Origin of the sequence: Xanthobacter nonsaccharivorans (assembly GCF_043194755.2) — a bacterium.
Lineage (GTDB): Bacteria > Pseudomonadota > Alphaproteobacteria > Rhizobiales > Xanthobacteraceae > Xanthobacter > Xanthobacter autotrophicus_G.
The window spans coordinates 305,776-328,270 of the sequence record NZ_CM195526.1 but is presented as its reverse complement, the minus strand read 5'-3'; the positions used below and the strand labels follow the sequence as shown (position 1 = coordinate 328,270).

Genomic DNA, 22,495 nt, shown 5'->3' with positions numbered 1-22,495 from the left:
GAATCGTGTGCACGTGAGACTTTCGTCGCCCACCAGGCCGATTGCGCGCCATCGCCGGGCTCGGCTACGTTCGCCGCCGAATTCGACCGGAATTCCGGCGACGCTACAAGGCTCCATACGGGGGGACAAGATGACCGGCAGCATCTACGACCTGCACCTCGATCGCAATCCGGCCAATTACCAGCCCCTGCACCCCATCGGCTTCCTGGAGCGCGCCGCCAGCGTCTTCCCGAACCATACGGCCATCGTCCACGGCAGCCTCCGGCGGACGTACCGCGATTTCTACGCCCGCAGCCGGCGCCTCGCCTCGGCCCTGTCGAAGCTGGGCATCGGCAAGGGGGACACGGTGGCGGTGATGCTGCCCAACGCCCCGGCCATGCTGGAAGCCCACTACGGCGTGCCCATGACCGGCGCGGTGCTCAACTCCCTGAACACCCGGCTCGACGCCGCCATCCTCGCCTTCACCATCGACCACGGCGAGGCGAAGGTGCTGATCACCGACCGCGAGTTCTCGCCGGTGATGAAGGCCGCGCTCGCCATGGCCACCCGCAAGCCCATCGTCATCGACTATGACGACCCGGAATTCACCGGCAAGGGCGACCGCATCGGCACCCTGGAATATGAGGACTTCCTCGCCACCGGCGACGCGGACTTCGCCTGGAGGGCGCCGGACGACGAGTGGGACGCCATCGCCCTCAACTATACCTCCGGCACCACGGGCGACCCCAAGGGCGTCGTCTACCACCACCGCGGGGCGCACCTGCTGGCCGTGGGCAACGTGGTCACCTGCGCCCTCGGCAAGCATCCCGTCTATCTGTGGACGCTGCCCATGTTCCACTGCAACGGCTGGTGCTTCCCCTGGTCCATTACCTTGGTGGCGGGCACCCATGTGTGCCTGCGGCAGGTGCGGGCCAAGGCCATGTTCGACGCCATCGCCGACCACAAGGTGACGCACATGTGCGGCGCCCCCATCGTGATGTCCACGCTGCTCAACGCCCCCGACGCGGACAAGCGCCCCCTGCCCCACAAGGTGGAGTTCATCACCGCCGCCGCCCCGCCGCCGGAGGCGGTGCTGGCCGCCATGCAGGAGGCCGGCTTCAACGTGGTCCACGTCTACGGCCTGACCGAGGTCTACGGCCCGGCGGTGGTCAACGACTGGCATGCCGAATGGGACGCCCTGCCCGCGCAGGAGCGCGCCATCCGGAAGGCGCGCCAGGGCGTGCGCTACAGCGCGCTGGATGCCCTCGACGTGATGGACCCGGAGACCATGGTCCCGGTGCCCGCCGACGGCGAGACCATGGGCGAGGTCATGTTCCGCGGCAACGTGGTGATGAAGGGCTACCTGAAGAACCCCACCGCCACCGACAAGGCGTTCGAGGGCGGCTGGTTCCATTCGGGCGACCTCGGGGTAAAGCATCCCGACGGCTACATCCAGCTGAAGGACCGCTCCAAGGACATCATCATCTCCGGCGGCGAGAACATCTCCTCCATCGAGGTGGAGGATGCCCTCTACAAGCATCCGGCGGTGAGCGCGGCGGCCGTGGTGGCCAAGCCCGACGAGAAATGGGGCGAGACCCCGGTCGCCTTCGTGGAGCTGCGCGAGGGCATGACCGCCACCGCGGAGGAGATCATCGCCCATTGCCGGACACACCTGGCGGCCTATAAGTGCCCGCGCCACGTGGTGTTCGAGGAGATTCCCAAGACCTCCACCGGCAAGATCCAGAAGTTCCGCCTCAGGGACATGGCGAAGGAGGTCTGAGTGGAAGTCAGGGACGCCAACGGCGCTGAGCTGAAGGACGGGGACAACGTCACCCTCATCAAGGACCTGAAGGTGAAGGGCACCTCCGTGACGCTGAAGCGCGGGACGCTGGTGAAGGGCATCCGCCTCACCGAGAACCCGGACGAGATCGACTGCAAGGTCGAGAAGGTGAAGGGCCTGGTGCTGCGCACCGAGTTCGTGAAGAAGGCCTGAGGCGGCGCCTCAGGCGGTCAGGTCGTCGGGCGTCGGCCCGAGTTCCGTGAGGGAGCGCTCCGCCGGGCGCTTCCCTCCGGCGGAGCCCTGTGCGCGAGCGGCCTCGAAGGCATCGGACAAGGCGGACGGGTCCGCCGCCCCCAGCACGTCGAGAACCCGCGCGAGTACCGTCGCGGGCGATGGGAGGCCGGCCCGGCGGAGGGTGGAAACGGCGGCCGGGCGCACCCTGACGGTGCCATTCTCCTGTTCGATCGCCCGACGCGCGCGATCGTGACCGGATCGTCCGCCCGTCCCAGGAACAGACCACGCCGCATCACGCCAGCGGACCTCTTGGCGTCGATATAGGCCACGCCCTTGATTTCCCGCCGATAAAGCGGCGCGGGGCACTCCGCCACCGCGTCACCTTCTGGACCCGCTCCGCCTAAAGCGGCAGGGGGGATGGGCTTCAGGATTCCAGACCTCTTCCGCGACCCTGTCTGTAACCGGGCCCCCGCCGTTCCCCATCGGCACCTTTCCAATTGTTCATGCGCCGGCCATGGTTCCGCCATGCGGACAGCGCCAAAGCTGCGTGCATCCGTGTCTGGAGAGACCCACGTGCGCGCCCTCAGCAAGCTTCTCGGCGACATCTACCGGCTGTCCATGCCGTATTTCCGCAGCGAGGAGCGATGGAGCGCCATGGGCCTGCTCGGCGCGGTGATCGGCCTCGAGCTCGCCTGGGTCGGCGCCACCGTGATGCTGAACGAGTGGAACGTCGCCTTCTACAACGCGCTCCAGGAGAAGGACTTCGCCGCCTTCAAGACGCAGCTGCTCGTCTTCTGCGGCATCGCGGCGGGCGCCATCATCGTGGCGGTGTACCAGATCTACCTGAAGCAGTGGCTGGAGATCCGCTGGCGGCGCTGGCTCACCCGCCGCTATCTCGACGCCTGGCTCTCCGACAATGTGCACTACCGCCTGCGCCTGGCCGGCGACATGGCCGACAACCCCGACCAGCGCATTTCCGAGGACGTGCAGCTCTTCGTCGCCCGCACCATCGGCGTCGGAGTGGGCCTGCTCGGAACGGTGGTGTCGCTGGTGTCCTTCAGCGTCATCCTGTGGACCCTGTCCGGCCCGCTCGCCATTCCCCTGTTCGGGCATGAGATCAACATCCCCGGCTACCTCTTTTGGGCGGCGCTGATCTATTCGGCCCTCGGCACCCTGCTCGCCCATTACATCGGGCGGCCCCTGACGAAGCTGAACTTCGATCAGCAACGCTACGAGGCCGACTTCCGCGTCGATCTCGTCCGCGTGCGCGAGAATGGCGAGCAGATCGCCCTGCTCGACGGCGGCCCCGCCGAGGATCGCAAGCTCGAAGGCCGCTTCTCCCGCATCTGGGGCAATTTCTTCGACCTCATGAAGGCGCAGAAACGCCTCACCTGGTTCACGGCCGGCTACAATCAGATCTCCACCATCTTTCCCTTCGTGGTGGTCTCGCCCGCCTTTTTCGCCGGACAGATCCAGCTCGGCCAGCTGATGCAGACGGCCTCCGCCTTCTCGTCCGTGCAGGGCTCCTTCTCCTTCTTCGTGTCGAGCTACGTGACGCTGGCCGAATGGGCCTCGGTGGTGAACCGCCTCACCGGCTTCGAAGCCGCCATGGCGGCGGCAAAGGCCGACGCGGACGCGCCCTCCTTCGCCGGCACCGCCCATGCCGAAGGGCCGGCGGTGGCGCTGCGCGGCCTCGATGTGCGCCTGCCGGGCGGGGAAGCCCTCATCGCCATGGAGACGCTCGACATCGGCCACGGCGAGCGCGTGCTCTTCACCGGTCCCTCCGGCACCGGCAAGACGACCCTGCTGCGTGCCATCGCCGGCATCTGGCCGTTCGGATCGGGCAGCGTGGCGCTCAAGGATGGCCACCGCCTGATGGTGCTGCCGCAGAAGCCCTATGTGCCCGTCGGCCGGCTCGATGCCGCGCTCGCCTACCCCCATGCACCGGAGAGCCTGCCAAAGGAGCGCCTCGTGGAGGTGCTGGAAGCGGTCGGCCTCGGCGCCCTCGTCGGGCGGCTGGAGGCGGAGGAGCAGTGGCCGCATGTGCTTTCCATGGGCGAGCAGCAGCGCCTGTCCTTCGCCCGCGCCTTGCTGGAGATGCCGGACGTGCTCCTGCTGGACGAGGCCACATCCGCCCTCGACGAGGCCTCCGAGGCGGCGCTCTACGGCCTGATCCGCACGCGCCTGCCCGCAGCCACCCTCGTCTCCATCGGCCATCGCTCGACGCTGATGGAGCACCACGACCGGGTTCTCCACCTCACCGGCGAGGAAACCCCGCGCACGCTGCGCCCGGCGACAGCCCCCATGTTCGTGTCGGCCTGAAGCCCCGCCGCGGCAGATGTCCTTGCTCCGCCGGTCCCTCCTCCGCTAAGGCTGGGGCGAACGGCTTCGCCGTCCCGCCAGCCCAGAGGCCCCGCGTGACGTCCCAGACAAGCATCGACGCGGACAGCACCGCGGCCAGCGACGCGAAGGCCGCCCCCCGCGTGCGTAGCGACGCCGCCTATTACGCCATCGCGGCCGTCGTCGGCGCGGTGGCGGGCTTCATCGGCACCATCTTCCACCTGCTCACCGACCGGGCCGGCAAATGGCCGGAGCTGGTGCTGCCCTATCTCTCCGGCCTGCCGCTGCATCTCTCCCTCGCCGCCCTCTCGGCGGCAATGGTGGTGGTGGCGGTGGCGCTGGTGCGCGTCTTCGCCCCGGAGGCGGCGGGCTCGGGCGTGCAGGAGATCGAGGGCGCCATGGAGGGCCTGCGCGTCCTGCGCTGGAAGCGGGTGCTGCCGGTGAAGTTCTTCGGCGGCGTCCTCGCCCTCGGCTCCGGTCTCGTGGCGGGGCGGGAGGGGCCGACCATCCACATGGGCGCCTCGGTGGCCAAGGCGGCGTGGGAGTTCTTCGGCCTCAGCGAGCGGGACGGGCGCGGCCTGCTCGCCGCCGGCGCCGCCGCAGGCCTTGCCGCCGCCTTCAACGCCCCGCTTGCCGCCATCCTCTTCGTCATCGAGGAGACGCGCCGCCAGTTTCCCTACGGCCTGCGCACCTACAGCGCCGTCATCATCTGCTCCGCCGCTGGCGCCGTCATCACCGAGGCCATCGCCGGCGTCGGGCCGGACATGCGCCTCGCCGTGCCGGCGATGCCGCTGGTCTGGCTGCCCGCCTTCCTCGTGCTGGGCGGCATCCTCGGCGTGGTGGGGGTCGCCTTCAACCTCGCGCTCATCGCCGCCCTCGACGGCGCCCGCACGGTGGCCCTGAAGGTGTCGCCCTATCTCCTGCCGGTGGTGGTGGGCGCCGCGGTGGGCCCGCTCTACGTGCTGCGCCCCGAGGCGACTTCCGGGGGCGAGATGCTCGCCGTGTCCCTGCCCGGGATGGGCCTTCCCGCGCTGACGCTGGCGGGCATCGTCCTCATCCGTTTCACCATGACCATGGCGAGCTATTCAACGGGCAGTCCCGGCGGCATCTTCGCCCCCATCCTCGCCCTCTCGACCGCGGTGGGCGTGCTGTTCGGCACGGTGCTCGACACCGCCTTCCACCTGCCCGCGGGGGCCATCGGCGCCTTCGGCATCGCCGCCATGGGCGGGCTGTTCTCCGCGACCGTCCGCGCCCCGCTCGTCGGCATGGTTCTGGTGGCGGAGCTGACCGGCGCCTACGACTTGCTGGTGCCGGTGATCTTCACCTGCGTCACCGCCAACCTGGTGGCCGAGGCACTGGGCGGGAAGCCGATCTACGAGATGCTGCTGGACCGCACCCTGCGCCTCGCCGGCACGCCCGTCCGCCCCCCGCACGAGGATGAGCCATCCTCGGCCGAGGCGATCGGCGGCTGGGACGAGCGGGAGCGTCGGCCCGAGCGCTGATGCGGGGCGGCCTCAGGCCTGCGGCAGAAGCGGGAGCATCTGCGCCGGGGTGCCGCGGGCGGCGATGCGGCCCCCTTCCAGCAGCACGATCTCGTCCATCCGCTCCAGCCCTGCCCGGCGGTGGGTGATGAGCAGGACGGCCTGATGGCGCGCCGCATCGAGCACCTGATCCATCACCACCTGCTCGGTCACCGCATCCAGACCTTCGGTGGGTTCGTCGAGAATCAGGATCGGCGCGTCCTTCAGCAGCGTGCGCGACAAACCGAGGCGCCGCGCCTCCCCGCCCGACAGGCGCGCCCCGTGCGCGCCGACGAAGGTGTCGAACCCCTCAAGCTGCGATTCGACAAAGGGCAGGATGCCGGCGGTGGCGCATGCCGCGGCGCAGCGATCGGGCGAGGCGGAGGCGTCGGCGACGCGCAGATTGTCGAGGATGGTATCCGAGAACAGGTGGTCCTTCTGCCCCAGCACCGCCACCCGGCGGCGCAGGGCGTCGGGCTCCATCTCCGCCACCGGCATCCCGCCATAGGTGATCGTGCCCGCATCCGGCGCGCGGAAGCGCAAGGCCAATGCCACGAGGCTCGACTTGCCGGACCCGCTCGGCCCCACCACCGCCACATGGCGCCCGGGACTGAGCGTCAGGTGGATGTCCGACAGGGCCGGCCGGGCCGCGCCGGGATAGGTGAGGCCGACGCCTGCGAAGGCCAGCCCTCCCTCGGCCGGGAGGGGGCGGAAGGCCCCCGCCTCCGGCACCGGAGGCGGACGATCCACCAAGGCGAACAGGCGGCGGGCGCTGGCGAGGGTGGCGGGCAGGGTCTGGAAGGCGAGGGGCAGGGGCGCCACCGCATCGAAGGCGGCGAGGGCGAACAAGGCGAGCATGGGCCAGTCGGCGCCCCCGAGCGTGCCCGCCAGCACCCGTGGCGCGCCGATGAGGAGCACGGCCACCAGCGCCGCCTGCGCGCAGAGGCCGACGCCGGCCGCGGTGGCGGCGGCAAGGCCGGCGAGGCGGCCCTCATCGGCGAGAAGCGCCGCGCTCGCCGCGTCCAGCCGCGCCCGGTGGCGGCCCCGGGGATCATAGACGGCGAGGTCCGCCCGCCCCTCCAGATGGTCCACCAGCCCCGCCTCGAAGGCGCCGGTGCCGTCGGCGATCCGCCGCGCCGGCCCGGCGCCGATCCGGTGCGCCAGCGCCGGCAGCCCCACCCCGGCGACCAGCATCAGGCCAAGGACGGCCAGCGCGATGGTGCCGTCATAGGCGGCGGCGAAGCCCACCGCCGCCCCGCCCACCACAAGGGCGGCGAGGAGGGGGGACAGGATGCGCAGGAAGGCGAATTCCAGCCGGTCGATGTCGCTCTTCAGCCGCGCCAGCAGGTCGCCGGACCGCTGGTCCTCCAGCGCCGCGGGGGCAAGCGGCACGAGGCGGGCGAAGAACCAGGGCCGCAGGCGCGCCACGAAGCGCAGGGTCGCCTCATGGCCGACGATGCGCTCCCCGTAGCGCCCCACCGTGCGCAGCAGGGCGAAGGCGCGGATGCCGGCGGAGGCGGTGAAGGTGTTCATGGCCGCGCCCGCGACGCCGGCCAGCGCCATGGCGGTGATGAACCAGCCGGAGGCCGCCATCAGCGCCGCATGGGAGAGGCTGGCGGCGGCGGAGAGCAGGACGGCCAGCGCCATCCACCCCGCCTGGGGCCGCATGAGGCAGAGGAGGCGCAGGACATCCCTCATGACACCACCTCCTCCCGCCCGCGGGCGGCGGCGCGCAGCGCCGCGAAGGGCCCGTTCCCGGCCGCCAGCACCTGCGGCGGCCCGGCCTCGACGATGCGGCCGCCGTCGAGCACCGCCACGAGGTCGGCCGCCATGGCCTGGGACAGGCGATGGACGGCGATGAGCGCGGTGCGCCCCTCCAGCAGGCGGGCGAGGGCCGCATCCACCTGCTGCTCCGTGTCCGGATCGAGATGGGCCGTGGGCTCGTCCAGCACCACCAGGGGCGCGTCGCGATAGAAGGCCCGGGCGAGCGCGAGGCGGTGGGCCTCGCCGCCGGAAAGGCCGGCGCCGCCCTCCCCCACCCGCCCGGTAAGCCCGCCCGGCAGGCGCGCGCCCACGGCGGAGAGGCCCGAGGCCTCCACCGCCGCCGCGAGGCGCGCGGCATCCGGCTCCGCCTCGCCGGGGGCGATGTTCTCCGCCAGCGTGCCGGAGAGCAGGCGCGGGCGCTGCGCGGCATAAGCCAGGTGCCCGCGCCATTCGGCCATGTCCAGATCGCCCAGCGGCACGCCGTTCACCAGCACCCGGCCGGCGGAGGGCCGCACGAAGCCCAGCACCAGAGCGAGGAGGGAGGACTTGCCCGCCCCGGAGGCGCCCACCAGCGCCACCCTGGCGCCGGCCGGCACATCGAGCGTCACGCCCGCCAGCGCCTGCCGGCCGTCGGGATAGGCGAGACAGACATCCTCGAACCGCAGGGCGATGGCCTTGGGGTGCGGCACCGCCCGGGTTCCGCCCGGCTCGGCAAGGCCCGGCAAATCGGCAAGGGCAAGGAGCCGCTCGGCCGCGCCGATGGCCTCCATCCGCGCATGGTAGGCGGTGCCCATGGCCCGGAGCGGCTGGTAGAATTCGGGCGCCAGCAGGAGGATGAACAGGCCGTCGAAGAAATCCATGCCGCCCCACAGCAGGCGGAAGCCGATGAAGATGGCGGCCATGGCGATGGACACGGTGGCGAAGAATTCCAGCACCAGCGAGGAGAGGAAGGCCACGCGCAGCACCGCCATGGTGTCGCGCCGGTAGGCGTCCGCCACCTGCGCGACGCGGACCGTCATGCGCCGGGCCGCGCCGAAGGCCTTCAGCGTGGCGAGGCCCTGCACCGCATCCAGGAGGTAGCCGGACATGCGGGCAAGCTGGCGCCACTGGCGCTGGTTCAGCGCCTCCGCCCCCTTGCCGATGAGGATCATGAACACCGGGATGAGCGGGGCGGTGACGAGGAAGATCAGTCCCGACACCCAGTCGAGCGGAAACACCACCGCGAGGATGGCGAGCGGCAACGCCACCGCCATCGCCGAGGCGGGCAGGTAGCGCGTGTAGTAAGGCTCCACCGCCCGCACGCCCGAGGAGATGGCGGCCACCAGCTCCCCGGTCTTCTGCCCGGCAAGCCCCACTGGGCCGAGGCGCTCCACATGGTCCAGCAGCTCGGCCCGCAGGGTCCGCATCACCGCGACGGCGGCGGAAAAGCCCGCCCGCTCGGCCAGGACGCTGGAGGCCGCGCGGGCCAGCACCACGGCGAGAAGGGCGACGATCTCGGTGCCCGCCTCGGTCAGCGGCTGCTTGCGGAACAGCACCTGGTCCATCAGCCGGGCGACCAGCGCCGCCTGGGCGATGACCAGCAGGCCGGCGGCGAAGGAGAAGGCATAGGCGCGTGTCAGCGCGTGCCGCGCCGTGGCACGGAAGCGGCCGAGAAAGCCGGACAGGCGCTTGCGATCGGCGGCGATGGCGCACACTCCCCGTTTCCCATGCCCTGCGCGGGGATAGCACGGGGCGCCGGCCCCGCCCACGCGCCGCGCGCATCGGGCGCAGGGACGAGACGCCGCGCAGTGGCGGCTTCGCCTGAAATCCGCGGCCGCCGGATTTGGCGCCCCCTGCGGGGAAAGGCGGAAAGGGCGAACAGGGGCGCCTCCTCCCGCTCCCACCCATCAGGCGGAAGGGGCCTGCCCGTCCCGCGCTCCGCCCTCTCCCCTCCCCCGCAAGCGGCAGAGCGCGTGAACGAGACGCCGCGCAGTGGCGGGTTCGCCTGAAATCCACAGCCGCCGGATTTGCTGCCCCCCATGCGGGGAAGGGCGGAAAGGGCGCAGGGGTGCCTCCTCCCGCTCCCGCCCATCAGGCGAAGGGGCCTGCCCCTTCCGCGCTCCGCCCCCACAAGCGGCAGAGCGCGTGAACGAGACGCCGCGCAGTGGCGGCTTCGCCTGAAATCCGCGGCCACTGGATTTGGTGCCCCCCATGCGGGGAAAGGCGGAAAGGGCGAACAGGGGCGCCTCCTCCGGCTCTCACCCATCAGGCGGAAGGAGCCTGACCCTTCCGCGCTCCGCCCTCTTCCCTCCCCCACAAGCGGGAGAGCGCGTGAAGGCGCCTCTTTTCAAACGGACCGGCCGCCGCGCGGCCGCCTTGCCCGGACGCGACCGTGTCAGTCCGCCCGGGCGGGCGCGAGGGACCAGCCGCCGGCGGCGCGGGAGAGGAGCAGCGGCAGGCGGCCGGCTTCCACCGCCACCGCAAGACAGGCCTCCTGCGGATCGGGGGCCGGGGTGGCGAGGGTGGCGACCGTGAGGCGCCGCCCGGCGCGGTCGAGGGTGGCGAGGCCGCCGCCAAGCGGCACCTCCACGGTGCGGGCGTCCTGGGCGAGGCCCTCGCCGGTGGCCTTCAGCACCGCCTCCTTGCGGCACCAGGCGGACAAGGCGGCCGCGCCGCGCCGCGCCTCGGCCAGCGCCTCCCAGGCGGCAAGGGGGGCGGCGGCAAGAAATTCCGGAGCGATGTGGCCCCAGGTGGAGAGCGATCGCGCCCGCTCCACGTCCACCCCGATCCGCCCGCCGCGCATCAAGCCCACGGCCACCCAGCCCGTGGTGTGGCTGAGGTTGAAATCGAGGTCCCCCGCCTCCGCCAGCGCCGGCCGTCCATTGGTCCCCCGCCGCACGGCCACCGCATCGGGCGCACGCCCCAGCACGCTGCCGAGGCACAGGCGCGCCAGCCGCCACGCCGCCCCGCGCGCGGCCCGGTCCCGCGCCTGCACGAGCCGGGCGATGCGGGCCTCGTCCTCCGCCGTCAGCGGCACGGCGCAGTCCGCCATGTCCTCCACCCGCGCCACGGCGACGAGGCTCTCTCCCGGCGCGAGCGCCGGAAGGGCGAGGGGGGTCAAGCCCCGAGCCCCGGTGCAGGCGGGATCGCCGCCGGGCCGGCGCGCCAGGTCGCCAGCGCGCGGCGGACGAGGTCGATGAGGCGCGCCTCGTGGTCTCGCACGAAGAAATGGCCGCCGGGCCAGATCTCCACGCTGAGGGGGCCGCCGATCAGCTCCGACCAGGCCGCGAGCGTGGCGGGCGAGGTGGCGGGATCGTCCGCCCCGCCGAGGATCACCGCCGGCATCGGCAAGGGCGCGCCGGGCTGGAACACATAGGTGTCCACCAGCCGGAAGTCGGCGCGCACCTGGGCAAGGGCGAGCGCCCTGAGCTCCGGCAGGGCCATCACCTCCGCCGCCGTGCCGCCGAAGCGGTGGAGCTCGGCGGCAAGGTCCGCATCGGCCAGCAGATGGCGAGCCTGCGGCGGGCCGGCAAGGTGGGGCGCGCCGCGTCCCGCCAGCACCAGCCCCGCCACCGGCACGCCGTGGCGCATGAGGTCCCGCGCCATCTCATAGGCGAGGAGCGCGCCCATGGAATGGCCATAGAGCACCAGGGGGCCGATGCGATGGGCGAGCGGCACCGCGAGGTCGGACGCGAGCGCCGTCAGGGATGTGGCATGGGGGGCGCCGAACCGCGTGCCGCGGCCCGGCAGCTCGGGGCTCTCCACCGTGGCGATGCCGGAGAGCTTCAGCTTCCACGGCCGGTAGAGCGCGGCCGCGCCGCCGGCATGGGGCAGGCAGACCAGGCGCATCGCCTACACCCCTCCGCGGGCCGCGGCGGCGAACGCTTCCGCCCGGCAGAAGCCGCCCCTGGAATCCCGGATGTCGTGCATGAACCGCCCCTCCAGCCGAGGATAAACAGGAAGAGGCAGGCCCCTCAAGGCTTTCCGCTGCATTGCACCCGCAGGCGGAGCGGAAAGCCGGCGATTCGCTACCGCGGTGCCACCCGGCCCTCCCGGACCCGGCCCGCCGCCCGCTGCGGCCGGCGGTCACCGCCTCGCGGGGGCAGAGCGCGGCAGTCCGGCGCTTCACGACGCCGGCCGGGGGATGGCGGGGAGACGCCCCGCGCCCGGCCATGGGACGGCTGGCGAAAGCTGCTTGACAAGATGGGGAGGCCGACATGTAATTCACCGGTTAGTTACAACCGGCACACAGAGGCCGGGGCCAACATCAAGTGGAGGAGACCGCCATGGCGTCCCAGCGCCAGCGCACCCTTGTGCGCGCCCTCGTGGAGGCCCCCTGGGCGAAGCCCCTCGGCCTGCTCGTCATCATGATCGTGCTGTGGGAGCTGACGGTGCGGATCTTCCGCATCCCGGCCTATCTCATCCCCACGCCCTACGACGTGTTCCTCGCCTTCCGCAGCGAGGGGGCGATGCTGCTTCAGGAATCCGTGCCCACCACCATCGCCACCGTGTCGGGCTTCGCCCTGTCGGTGCTCATCGGCATCCCGCTTGCCATGCTGATCGCCGGCTCGCGGACGGTGGAGGCCTATGTCTACCCGCTCCTCGTCTTCTCCCAGTCCATCCCGAAGGTGGCCATCGCGCCGCTGTTCGTGGTGTGGTTCGGCTTCGGCATGGTGCCGAAGGTGATCTCCGCCTTCCTGCTCGCGGTGTTCCCGGTGGTGGTGGCGGGGGTGCAGGGCTTCAAGTCGGTGGAAAGCGACATGCGCGACCTCGCGCGCTCCATGAAGGCCTCGCCGCTGCAGACCTTCGCCATGGTGAGCCTGCCCCATGCCTTGCCCGCCATCTTCGCCGGCCTGAAGGTCTCGGTGACGCTGGCGGTGGTGGGCGCGGTGGTGGGCGAGTTCGTGGGCGCGAACTCGGGCCTGGGCTTCGTGCTCCAGCGCTCCATCGGCAATTTCGAGCTGCCCACCATGTTCGCCGCGCTCATCCTGCTCGCGCTCATCGGCGTGATCCTGTTCTGGATCGTGGACGTGGTGGAGCGCCTCACCGTTCCCTGGCACGCCAGCCAGCGCCAGGACGTCTACGTCACCGCGTGACGCCAGTACCTGCGTGAAGTCATCCGCGTTCCCCGACAGCACTTCGTGACCTGCCGCACAGACAAGGCCGGCACAGGGAGGAAAGCATGAAGATCGTCCGCCGCCTCGGCGTCGCGCTCGCCGCTGCGCTCGCCGTCTCCACCGCGCTGCCCGCGCACGCCGCCGACAAGGTGACGCTGCTGCTCAACTGGTACGTCTACGGCGAGCACGCGCCGTTCTATTACGGCAAGGCCAAGGGCCTCTACGCCGCCGAGGGCATCGACCTCGATATCCAGGAAGGCCGCGGCTCGGCGGTGACCATCCAGGCGGTGGCGGCCGGCACGGCGCAGTTCGGCTATGCGGACGTGCCCACCATGATCCGCGCCGCCGCCAAGGGCGCGCCGGTGGTGGCCGTGGGCGTGGCCCTGCAGAAGAGCCCCATGTCGGTGATGGGCTTCGCCGACAAGAACATCCGCAAGCCGGAAGACATCAAGGGCAAGATCGTTGCCACCACGCCGGGCGATTCCATGTCGCAGATCTGGCCGCTGTTCCTGAAGCAGACCGGCCTCAAGGCCGGCGACTTCCAGGTGGTGTCCGGCGACGGCCAGACCAAGCTCAACGCCGTCATCAACGGCCGCGCCGACCTGCTGCTGGGCTACGCCATGGACCAGAGCATGAAGATCAAGGACGCCACCGGCAAGGACGTCCACCCCATCATGTTCGCCGACTACGGGATCCAGATGGTGTCGTCGGGCATCATCACCTCGAAGGACCTGCTGAAGTCCAACCCGGACCTGGTGCGCCGCTTCATGAGCGCCACCACCAAGGCCTTCCTCGGCGCCGAGAAAGACCCCGGCGCGGCGGTGGACGCCATCCTCGTGGACCTGCCCAAGGCCGGCAAGCGCGAGACCCTGCTGGAAGGCTTCGAGATCACCAAGCCGCTCTACCGGACCGAGGAGACCAAGGGCAAGGCGCCGTTCCAGGTGACCGACGCCAACATGGCCTCCACCGTGGACCTGCTCATCGAGTACGGCGGCCTCGACGCCTCCGCCAAGGCGGCGACGAAGGACTTCTACACGCGGGACTTCCTGCCCGCGGCCGGCAATTGAGCCGGCCGGCGGCAAGCATCAGACACCGATGACGGAAGGGAAGCACATGGCGGGGACCAACGCATTGCGCGTCATCGCGCGGGAGGAGAGCCCAAGCGTGCGCCAGCGGCTCATCGAGATCCGCGGCCTCACCAAGACCTACCGCACCCGCGACGGCGACGTGCCCTCCCTGAAGCCGGTGGACCTCGACATCCACGACGGGGAGTTCATCTCCGTCGTCGGCCCCTCGGGCTGCGGCAAGTCCACCCTGCTGAAGCTGCTGGCGGGGCTCATCCCCGCCTCCTCCGGCGAGATCCTCATCGAGGGCAAGCCCGTGAAGGGCCCGCCGGACGATGTGGGCATCGTGTTCCAGAGCCCGGTGCTGCTGGCCTGGCGCACGGTGCTGCGCAACGTGATGATGCCGGTAGAGGTGCGCGGGCTCGACCGCGCCACGCACCTTCAGCGCGCCCGCCAGCTCCTGGCCACGGCCGGGCTGACGGATTTCGAGAACAAGTATCCCTGGCAGCTCTCCGGCGGCATGCAGCAGCGCACCGCCATCTGCCGCGCTCTGGTGCACGACCCCAAGATCGTGCTCATGGACGAGCCCTTCGGCGCCCTCGACGCCATGACGCGCGAGAAGATGAATCTCGAGCTCCAGCGCATCCATTTCGAGACGAAGAAGACCATCTTCCTCATCACCCACTCCATTCCCGAGGCCATCTTCCTGGGCGACCGGGTGGTGGTGATGACCGACCGTCCCGGCTCGGTGGCCGCCATCTATGACGTTCCGCTGCCGCGCCCGCGCGCGCTGGAGATGATGGGCACCCCCGCCTTCTCCGAGCTGGCGCAGACCATCCGGGCGCATTTCTACGCCCGCGGCCACATCGACTGAGCCCGGACCGAAAGCCATGGACGCCCCCCGCCTTCACGTCGCCTCGGTCGAGGTCTTCGAGCGGCTGATGCCGTTCGTGCGGCCCTTCCGCTTCGGCCCCTCCGTGGTCGAGGCGGCGCCGCAGGCGTTCGTGCGGGTGACCGTGGAGGTGGAGGGCGCGGGCGCCGCCACCGGCGCGTCGGCCGAGATGATGATGCCCAAGTGGTTCGACAAGACCCCGCAGAAGAGCCCGGGCGACACGGTGGACGACCTGCGCCGCGGCCTCGTCAACGCCGCGGGCCTCTACGCCCATGCGGCGGGGGAGACCGCCTTCGCCCTTTCAGCCGCGGCGCGCCCCGCCCAGCTCGCCTGGGCGCAGCGGGAAGGCGTTCCCCCGCTCGCCGCCGGCTTCGGTCCCGCGCTCCTCGACAAGGCTGTGCTGGACGGCCTGCTCTCCGCCCTCGGCCTCGGCTTCATGGGCGGATTGAAGCGCAACGTGATGGGCCTCGACGCGCGCCTCGCCCCGGACCTCGCCCCCGGGCAGGTCGATGCCTTCCTCGCCGGCCTCTCCGCCGCACCCGCCGTGGCCCTGCGCCACACGGTGGGGCTGCTGGATCCCCTCGACGGCCCGCACGGCCTCGCCACGGAGATCGCGGCGGCGAACCTCTCCTTCTTCAAGATCAAGATCGGCGGCGACGTCCCGGCCGACATGGACCGCCTCGCGGAGATCGCCGCCATCCTCGCCGCCCACGCCCCGGGCTTCGCCGCGACGCTGGACGCCAACGAGCAGTACGACCCCGACCGGCTGGAGCAGCTCTACGCCGCGCTGGGCACCCCCGCCCTCGCGCCCTTCAAGGCGCGCCTGCTCTATGTGGAGCAGCCGTTCGACCGGCGCGAGACCTTCGCCGCGCCGCTGGCGCCGGCCCTTGCCGGCCTCCCCATCATCGTCGACGAGGCGGACGACGCCTACGAGAGCTTCGTGCGCGCGTCCGCGCTGGGCTATCGCGGCGTGTCGTCCAAGGCCTGCAAGGGACTGTACAAGTCCCTCCTCAACGCCGCCCGGGTGAAGGGCTGGAACGCCAACGGCCCGCGCGCGCCCTTCCTCATCTCCGCCGAGGATCTCACCTGCCAGGCAGGCCTCGCCATCGAGCAGGACACCGCCCTCGTCGCGGCGCTGGGCCTCACCCATGGCGAGCGCAACGGCCACCATTACGTGGACGGCTTCGGCCCGGCGCCGGACACGGAGGCCCATGCCTTCGCCCAGGCGCACCCGCTGCTCTACGCCGTGCGGGACGGGCGGGTCGCGCTCGACGTGTCGCGCGGGCTCATTCCCACCCAGTCCCTCCTTTCCGCCCCCGGCTTCGCCCGGCGGGCCGAACCCGAATGGGCGAGCCTCGACCCCATTCCCCTCACCCCCGTCACAGACCCGACTTTGCAGGAGACCCCAGCATGAGCCAGCGGCGCCTCGGCCTCATCATGAACGGCATCACCGGACGCATGGGGCTCAACCAGCACCTCATCCGCTCCGTGGTCGCCATCCGCGCCCAGGGCGGCGTCACCCTCTCGGACGGCTCGAAGGTGCAGCTCGACCCCATCCTCGTCGGCCGCAACGCCGAGAAGGTGGAGGGCCTCGCGAAGCAGTACGGCATCGAGCGCTGGGGCACCGACCTCGACGCCGCGCTGGCCGATCCTTCGAACGAGATCTTCTTCGACGCCGCCACCACCCAGATGCGCCCCATCCTGCTGGAGAAGGCCATCCGCGCCGGCAAGCACGTCTATTGCGAGAAGCCCATCGCCACCAACCTGCCCGAGGCCATCCGCATCTGCCGCCTCGCCGAGGAGAAGGGCGTGAAGAACGGCGTGGTGCAGGACAAATTGTTCCTGCCCGGCCTGCAGAAGCTGCGCCTGCTGCGCGATTCCGGCTTCTTCGGCCGCATGCTCTCGGTGCGCGGCGAGTTCGGCTACTGGGTGTTCGAGGGCGACTGGGGCCAGCCGGCCCAGCGCCCCTCGTGGAACTACCGGGCCGAGGACGGCGGCGGCATGATCCTCGACATGGTCTGCCACTGGCGCTACGTGCTCGACAACGTGTTCGGCGAGGTGAAGTCGGTCTCCTGCATCGGCTCCACCCACATTCCCGAGCGGGTGGACGAGCAGGGCCACGCCTACAAGGCCACCGCCGATGACGCCGCTTATGCCACCTTCGAGCTCGCCGACGGCGTCATCGCCCACATCAACATGTCCTGGTGCACGCGCGTCTATCGCGACGACCTCGTGACCTTCCAGGTGGACGGCACGCTGGGCTCGGCGGTGGCCGGGCTCTCGGACTGCGTGTTCCAGTCCCGCGTCGGCACCCCGCGGCCGGTGTGGAACCCGGACCAGAAGCAGACCATGGACTTTTACAACGACTGGCAGAAGGTGCCGGACACCATCCCCTACGACAACGGCTTCAAGGTGCAGTGGGAGATGTTCATCCGCCACGTGGTGGAGAACGAGCCCTACCGCTACACCCTGCGCGAGGGCGCCAAGGGCGTGCAGCTGGTGGAATGCGCGCTGGAGAGCTGGAAGGAGCGCCGCTGGATCGACGTGCCCTCCCTCGAAGCCTCCGAGAAGGCCGTCCTCCAGGCGGCGGAGTGAGGGTGGCGATGAACGAGATCGCGAAAGCCACCGCCCTCTCCATCCGCCTGCCCGTGGCGGGCGGCGGCGTGGAGGCCTTCCGCCTGTCGGCGCCGCGGGACTATCCCGCGCGCGCCTCCGGCCCCATGAACCGCATCGCCTTCTCGGCCGCGCACGTGGTCGCCGACCCGTTGAAGGACTGCGACCCGTGGCTTGAGGCCGCCATCGACTGGGACCGCACCATCGCCTACCGCGCCCGGCTGTGGGACCTCGGCCTCGGCGTGGCGGAGGCCATGGACACCGCCCAGCGCGGCATGGGCCTCGACTGGCCGACCTCGCTGGAGCTGATCCGCCGCTCGGTGGAGGCCGCGAAGGCCCATGGGCCGGAGGCGCTCGTCTTCTCCGGCGCCGGCACCGACCATCTTGCCCCCGAGGCGGCCCGCTCCATCGACGACGTGATCCGCGCCTATGAGGAGCAGGTGGCGGCGGTGGAGGCCGTGGGCGGCCGCATCATCCTGATGGCGTCCCGCGCGCTCGCCCGCGTGGCGAAGTCTGCGGACGACTACGCCACGGTCTACGGCCGCGTCCTCTCCCAGGTGAAGGCGCCGGTGATCATCCACTGGCTCGGCGACATGTTCGATCCGGCGCTGGCCGGCTACTGGGGCACGCGCGACCTCGACGCCGCCATGGACACGGCGGTGGAGATCCTCAACGCCAACGCCGCCAGGATCGACGGCGTGAAGATCTCCCTCCTCGACAAGGACAAGGAGATCGCCATGCGCCGCCGGCTCTATCCGGCGGTGCGCATGTATACGGGCGACGACTTCAACTATGCGGAGCTGATCGCCGGCGACGAGATGGGCTATTCCCACGCGCTGCTCGGCATCTTCGACGCCATCGCGCCGGCCGCCTCCGCCGCCCTCGCCGCCCTGGCGTCGGGCGACACCCGGCGCTTCCACGACATCCTCGGGCCCACCGTCCCGCTGTCGCGGCACATCTTCCGGGCGCCGACCCGCTTCTACAAGACGGGGGTGGTCTTCATGGCCTACCTCAACGGCCACCAGGACCACTTCACCATGGTGGGCGGGCAGGAGAGCACGCGCTCCACCCTGCACCTCGCCGAGCTGTTCCGCCTCGCCGACGCGGCCGGCCTCCTCGCCGACCCGGACCTCGCGGTGAAGCGCATGAAGGCGGTGCTCGCCGTGCGCGGCGTGGAAGGCTGAGCCATGCAGGACCGCGTCTCCCCCGCGAGCGTCACCCCGGCGCTCCGCGACCTTTCCCGCGATCACCGCCTGCTGTCGCTGAATACCGCGACGGTGCGTCGGCAGGGCGACCTCGCCGCCATCATCGCGGCCTGCGCGAGGGCTGAGATCCCCGCCATCTCGCCGTGGCGCGACCAGGTGGCGGCCATCGGCCTCGACCGCGCGGTGGCGCTGGTGAAGGACACCGGGCTGAAGCTCTCCGGCTATTGCCGGGGCGGCATGTTCCCGGCCGATCCGGCCCGTCTGGCGGAGGTCATGGACGACAACCGCCGCGCGGTGGACGAGGCGGCGGCCCTCGGCGCGCCCTGCCTGGTGCTGGTGGTGGGCGGCCTGCCCCAGTTCTCGCGGCCCGGCTCCGCGCCCTCGAACGACATCGCCGGCGCCCGCGCCATGGTGGAGGACGGCATCGGCGCCCTGCTCGACCATGCGCGGGCCGCCCGCATGCCCCTCGCCATCGAGCCGCTGCACCCCATGTACGCGGCCGAGCGGGCCTGCGTGAACACGCTGCGCCAGTCCCTCGACATCTGCGACCGGCTCGATCCGGACCGCACCGGCCTGCTGGGCGTCGCCCTCGACGTCTACCACGTGTGGTGGGACCCGGAGCTGTCGGCCCAGATCGTCCGCGCGGGGGGCGACCGCCTCCTCGCCTACCATGTGTGCGACTGGCTCGCCCCGACCAGGGACATGCTGAACGACCGCGGCATGATGGGCGACGGCGTCATCGACCTGAAGGGCATCCGCGCGCAGGTGGAGGCGCAGGGCTTCGCGGGCTTCTGCGAGGTGGAGATCTTCTCCGACCACTGGTGGTCCCTGCCCATGGCGGAGGTGCTCTCCACCTGTATCTCCCGTCACCGCTCCGTCGTATAAGCGGTGCGGTGCGGCAACCGGCGCGAGACTTGGAGTCGAGGGGCATGGAGCAGAGTGGCGGTGGCGTTTCACCCGCCGGCCGGAAGGGCCGGGCCCGCGCGGCGCAGCCCGCCGCCGGGGAGGACGCGCGCACCGGCCGCACCCGCGATCCCGAGCGCACCAGGGCCAGCATCCTCGCCGCCGCCACGGCGGAATTCTCCGCCCGCGGCTTCGCCGGGGCCGGCATCGATGCCATCGCCTCCCGCTCGGGCGCCAACCGGCGGATGATCTACCATTATTTCGGCTCCAAGCGCGGCCTGTGGCTGGCCGTGCTGGAGGCCGCCTACGAGCGCGCCCGCACCGCCGAGCTGAAGCTGGACCTGGAGCGCCTCGCCCCCGAGGAGGCCATGCGGCGCCTCGTGACCTTCACCTTCGACAGCTTCATCGGCAACCGCACCTTCATCAACCTGCTCAACAGCGAAAACCTGCATCAGGCGCGGCACCTGAAGGATTCCGAGCGGGTGAAGGAGATGCACTCCCCGCTCATCGGCGTGATCTCCACCATCCTCGACCGGGGGGTGAAGGAGGGCATCTTTCGCGCCGGCCAGGACCCGGCCGAATTGTGGATCTCCATCGCCGGCCTCTCCTATTTCTACTTCTCCAACATCTTCACCCTCTCGGTCATCCTCGGGCGCGACCTGCAGGGGGAGGAGGAGCTGCAGCGCCGCCGCGCCCATGTGGCCGACCTGGTGGTGAACGCCCTCATCGCCGACGGGCGCTGCCCCGTACCGCCCCGGCCCTGACGCCCTGCCCAACCCGCCGCCCGGACCCGAGGCCGCGCTTGTAAGGGCACGGCGCGAGAGCTACCGTGCGGATATGCAACCTGCCGGGTCTCGGATCACCCGGAGGGCAGCCGGGCGGCGTCGGGGGGCGCTTCCGGCAGGGCGATGATCGGGTCGGACCGGGGGCTGGGATGACGATCACTCTGCGCGGGGCATGCCGGGGCCGGCACGCCACCTGTCTCATTCTGGCGGCGAGCCTCGCCGTGCCGACGCTCCTGACGCCACACCCCGCCCGGGCCGGGGCCCGCACGGCGCTGGGCGTCGCCGCGGGCGTCGTGCTGGGCGCCGCCGTCATCGGCGCCGTGGCCGGGGCGCACCGGGCAAAGGCCGCGACACCCCGCCCGGCCAAGCCCAGGACGACGTCCGGGACCGCCTCCCGGAAAGACACGGGCAAGGCCGCGACGGCGAAGATGGCCACGGGCGACGGCCAGTCCACCCCATCGGCCGCCGCCGCATCCACCTCCGCCGCGGCGAACGACGATCCCTTCGCCTCCGTGGCCCGGACGCCCGCCGCGGCGCCGGACCCCACGCCCGTCGCGGCCAAGCCATGATACGGCTTGCCCTCCGACACCTCGCCGGGGTCGCCGCCGGCCTCGCCGGGCTGCTCCTCGCCACGGCCCTCCTCGGCGCGCCGGGCGCCGCTGCCGAGACATTGCTGGCCCTCGACGAGCGGGTGGACACGGTGCGCGGCTGGGACATCGGCATCAACACCGCCGTCGCCGGCTGCCTCGCCAAGGCCCGCTACGAGGACAAGACCACCGTCTGGTTCGGCTTCGGCGGGGACGACAAGAAGCTGTTCTTCGGCCTCTCCAACCCGCGCTGGAAATCCATCGAGAGCGGGCGCTCCTACGAGATCCACCTCGTCGCCACCAATGCCGGCCGCTGGCACGGCACCTTCGCCGGCGGGGAGGCGGACGGGGAGAGGAGCCTCGTCGCCACCAACCTGAAGAAGGAGTTCATGGTCGACATCGCCCGGGCCGGCGCCCTCGACGTGCGCTTCCAGGGCAAGAGCATCACGCGGCTCTCCCTCTCCGGGTCCATGGCGGCGCTCGATGCGGTGATCGACTGCCAGAAGGAGCTGAACGCCCGCGGCACCGAGCCGCGGCGCCAGCCGCCCGCCCAGGCCAAGGGGGGAGGCGGCGGCGGCCAGCAGGAGGGCGGCACCAGCTCTGGCACCGGCTTCTTCGTGAGCGACAGCGGCCATGTGCTCACCAACTTTCACGTCATCGAGGGCTGCAAGGTCGTGGAGATCACCCGCCCCGGCTCCGTCGCCGAGAAGGTGGTGGTGATCGCCCGGGACCAGACCAACGACCTCGCCCTGCTGAAGGCTGCGACCGGCCCCGCAGCGGTGCCGGCCATCGGCTCGCGCACCCGCATCGGCGACAGCATCTATGTCTACGGCTTCCCGCTGGCCGGGCTCCTGTCCAGCGGCGGCAACTTCACCATCGGCAACGTCACCGCCACCTCGGGCCTCAACGATGACAGCCGCATGGTGCAGATTTCCGCGCCGGTCCAGCCGGGCAACAGCGGCGGCCCGCTGATGGACCAGTCCGGCAACGTGGTGGGCGTGGTGGTCTCCAAGCTCAACGCGCTGCGCCTCGCCTCGGTCACGAAGGACCTGGCGCAGAACGTCAACTTCGCCATCAAGGGCTCGGTGGCGCTGACCTTCCTGGACGGCAACGGCATCACCCCGCCCGCGCCGGGCACCACGCCGGCCCCGGACGCGGCCACCATCGCCGAGAAGGCCAAGGCCTTCACCGTGTTCGTGGAGTGCCGCTAGAGCGCGATCCGGTCCCATGGAGATGCCCTCAGGGCGGCGATCCTGTTTCCCCGAAGACCCGGCGGGAAGGCGGGGCGTGGCCCACCTTCCCCTGCGGTCCTCGGGACCGCTTCGCCGCACTGCGAAATTTCCCCTTGACCTTCCCCGCGCCCGGCGCGATAGCCGGCGACACCGGACACCCTGGAGATGGATCCGCCCGGTCCGCGCGCCCCGCCGGACCTTCCGCCTCCACCCCCAGGCCTGCCGGATTTCCTCGAAAGCAAACGAGTGATGGACAGTTCCAGTCGATCTAGCTCGAGCCCGCCCGCGGCCGCGCGGACCTGACCCTTGGCGTCCGGTTCCCCGTCCCGCCGGCAGGCTCTGGGATGAGAGGTGAACCATGCGGACGCTCCCCTTCCGCAGAAGAAGCCCGTTCCGTCGCCCCGATGGGGATGGCGATCGAAGTCGGTGCCGCGCGCCCTGATCCGGCACGCCGCCGTCACGGCGGCGTCGCGCGGCCGTGCTGCCATGCCGGCCGCGAGA

Annotated in this window: 18 protein-coding genes; 14 read left to right on the top strand and 4 right to left on the bottom strand. The window is 71.3% G+C overall.

Going from position 1 to position 22,495, the window contains the following annotated elements:
* Window positions 1–130 precede the first annotated feature (130 nt).
* The 4 genes from V5F59_RS01450 to clcA all read left to right on the top strand — a co-directional run bounded on the left by V5F59_RS01450 (window position 131) and on the right by clcA (window position 5,835).
* The gene (locus V5F59_RS01450) at window positions 131–1,759 is read left to right on the top strand and encodes an acyl-CoA synthetase (protein WP_393979658.1); all 1,629 of its coding nucleotides are present in this window, start codon (window positions 131–133) and stop codon (window positions 1,757–1,759) included.
* Complete coding sequence (locus V5F59_RS01445; RefSeq protein ID WP_393979656.1) at window positions 1,760–1,972, top strand: alkylphosphonate utilization protein; 213 nt, start codon at window positions 1,760–1,762, stop codon at window positions 1,970–1,972.
* 594 nt (window positions 1,973–2,566) lie between these two features.
* Window positions 2,567–4,315: an ABC transporter ATP-binding protein/permease gene (locus tag V5F59_RS01440; protein ID WP_393979654.1), complete on the top strand. Its 1,749-nt coding sequence runs from the start codon at window positions 2,567–2,569 to the stop codon at window positions 4,313–4,315.
* A 95-nt stretch (window positions 4,316–4,410) separates the two neighbouring features.
* Window positions 4,411–5,835, top strand: coding sequence for a H(+)/Cl(-) exchange transporter ClcA (gene clcA, locus V5F59_RS01435; RefSeq protein WP_393979652.1), 1,425 nt, complete (start codon window positions 4,411–4,413; stop codon window positions 5,833–5,835).
* Between the two features lie 12 nt (window positions 5,836–5,847).
* On the opposite strand, the gene cydC is transcribed toward clcA, so the two are convergent.
* From cydC to V5F59_RS01415, 4 genes are all read right to left on the bottom strand, one after another.
* A complete protein-coding gene (cydC, locus tag V5F59_RS01430) occupies window positions 5,848–7,551 on the bottom strand; it encodes a thiol reductant ABC exporter subunit CydC (protein ID WP_393979650.1) in 1,704 nt (567 codons plus the stop codon).
* Window positions 7,548–9,311, bottom strand: coding sequence for a thiol reductant ABC exporter subunit CydD (gene cydD / locus V5F59_RS01425; protein ID WP_393979648.1), 1,764 nt, complete (start codon window positions 9,309–9,311; stop codon window positions 7,548–7,550). Before cydD ends, cydC begins: the two co-directional genes overlap by 4 nt.
* Before the next feature lie 680 nt (window positions 9,312–9,991).
* Entirely contained in the window at window positions 9,992–10,717 is a 726-nt protein-coding gene (locus V5F59_RS01420) for a 4'-phosphopantetheinyl transferase family protein (RefSeq protein ID WP_393979646.1), read from the bottom strand.
* The gene (locus V5F59_RS01415; protein ID WP_393979644.1) at window positions 10,714–11,445 is read right to left on the bottom strand and encodes a thioesterase II family protein; all 732 of its coding nucleotides are present in this window, start codon (window positions 11,443–11,445) and stop codon (window positions 10,714–10,716) included. Before V5F59_RS01415 ends, V5F59_RS01420 begins: the two co-directional genes overlap by 4 nt.
* Window positions 11,446–11,882: 437 nt before the next feature.
* Between V5F59_RS01415 and V5F59_RS01410 the strand changes: the two genes are divergently transcribed.
* The 10 genes from V5F59_RS01410 (at window position 11,883) to V5F59_RS01365 (ending at window position 21,973) form a co-directional block, all read left to right on the top strand.
* The gene (locus V5F59_RS01410; RefSeq protein WP_393979642.1) at window positions 11,883–12,692 is read left to right on the top strand and encodes an ABC transporter permease; all 810 of its coding nucleotides are present in this window, start codon (window positions 11,883–11,885) and stop codon (window positions 12,690–12,692) included.
* Window positions 12,693–12,778: 86 nt separating this feature from the next.
* Window positions 12,779–13,780 (top strand): ABC transporter substrate-binding protein, encoded by a 1,002-nt coding sequence (locus V5F59_RS01405; RefSeq protein WP_393979640.1) that lies wholly within the window; start codon window positions 12,779–12,781, stop codon window positions 13,778–13,780.
* Window positions 13,781–13,826: 46 nt separating this feature from the next.
* Window positions 13,827–14,651, top strand: a complete 825-nt coding sequence (locus tag V5F59_RS01400; protein ID WP_393979638.1) for an ABC transporter ATP-binding protein — start codon at window positions 13,827–13,829, stop codon at window positions 14,649–14,651.
* 16 nt (window positions 14,652–14,667) lie between these two features.
* Window positions 14,668–16,083 (top strand): enolase, encoded by a 1,416-nt coding sequence (locus V5F59_RS01395; protein ID WP_393979636.1) that lies wholly within the window; start codon window positions 14,668–14,670, stop codon window positions 16,081–16,083.
* Window positions 16,080–17,264 (top strand): Gfo/Idh/MocA family protein, encoded by a 1,185-nt coding sequence (locus V5F59_RS01390; protein ID WP_393979634.1) that lies wholly within the window; start codon window positions 16,080–16,082, stop codon window positions 17,262–17,264. Before V5F59_RS01395 ends, V5F59_RS01390 begins: the two co-directional genes overlap by 4 nt.
* An 8-nt stretch (window positions 17,265–17,272) precedes the next feature.
* Complete coding sequence (locus tag V5F59_RS01385) at window positions 17,273–18,466, top strand: dihydrodipicolinate synthase family protein (protein ID WP_393979632.1); 1,194 nt, start codon at window positions 17,273–17,275, stop codon at window positions 18,464–18,466.
* 3 nt (window positions 18,467–18,469) lie between these two features.
* Window positions 18,470–19,372, top strand: a complete 903-nt coding sequence (locus V5F59_RS01380; protein ID WP_393979631.1) for a sugar phosphate isomerase/epimerase family protein — start codon at window positions 18,470–18,472, stop codon at window positions 19,370–19,372.
* Window positions 19,373–19,416: 44 nt separating this feature from the next.
* The gene (locus V5F59_RS01375; RefSeq protein ID WP_393979629.1) at window positions 19,417–20,154 is read left to right on the top strand and encodes a TetR/AcrR family transcriptional regulator; all 738 of its coding nucleotides are present in this window, start codon (window positions 19,417–19,419) and stop codon (window positions 20,152–20,154) included.
* Window positions 20,155–20,324: 170 nt separating this feature from the next.
* A complete protein-coding gene (locus tag V5F59_RS01370) occupies window positions 20,325–20,744 on the top strand; it encodes a hypothetical protein (protein WP_393979627.1) in 420 nt (139 codons plus the stop codon).
* Complete coding sequence (locus V5F59_RS01365; protein WP_393979625.1) at window positions 20,741–21,973, top strand: S1 family peptidase; 1,233 nt, start codon at window positions 20,741–20,743, stop codon at window positions 21,971–21,973. The genes V5F59_RS01370 and V5F59_RS01365 overlap by 4 nt, the downstream gene beginning before the upstream one ends.
* The last annotated feature ends 522 nt before the right edge of the window (window positions 21,974–22,495 follow it).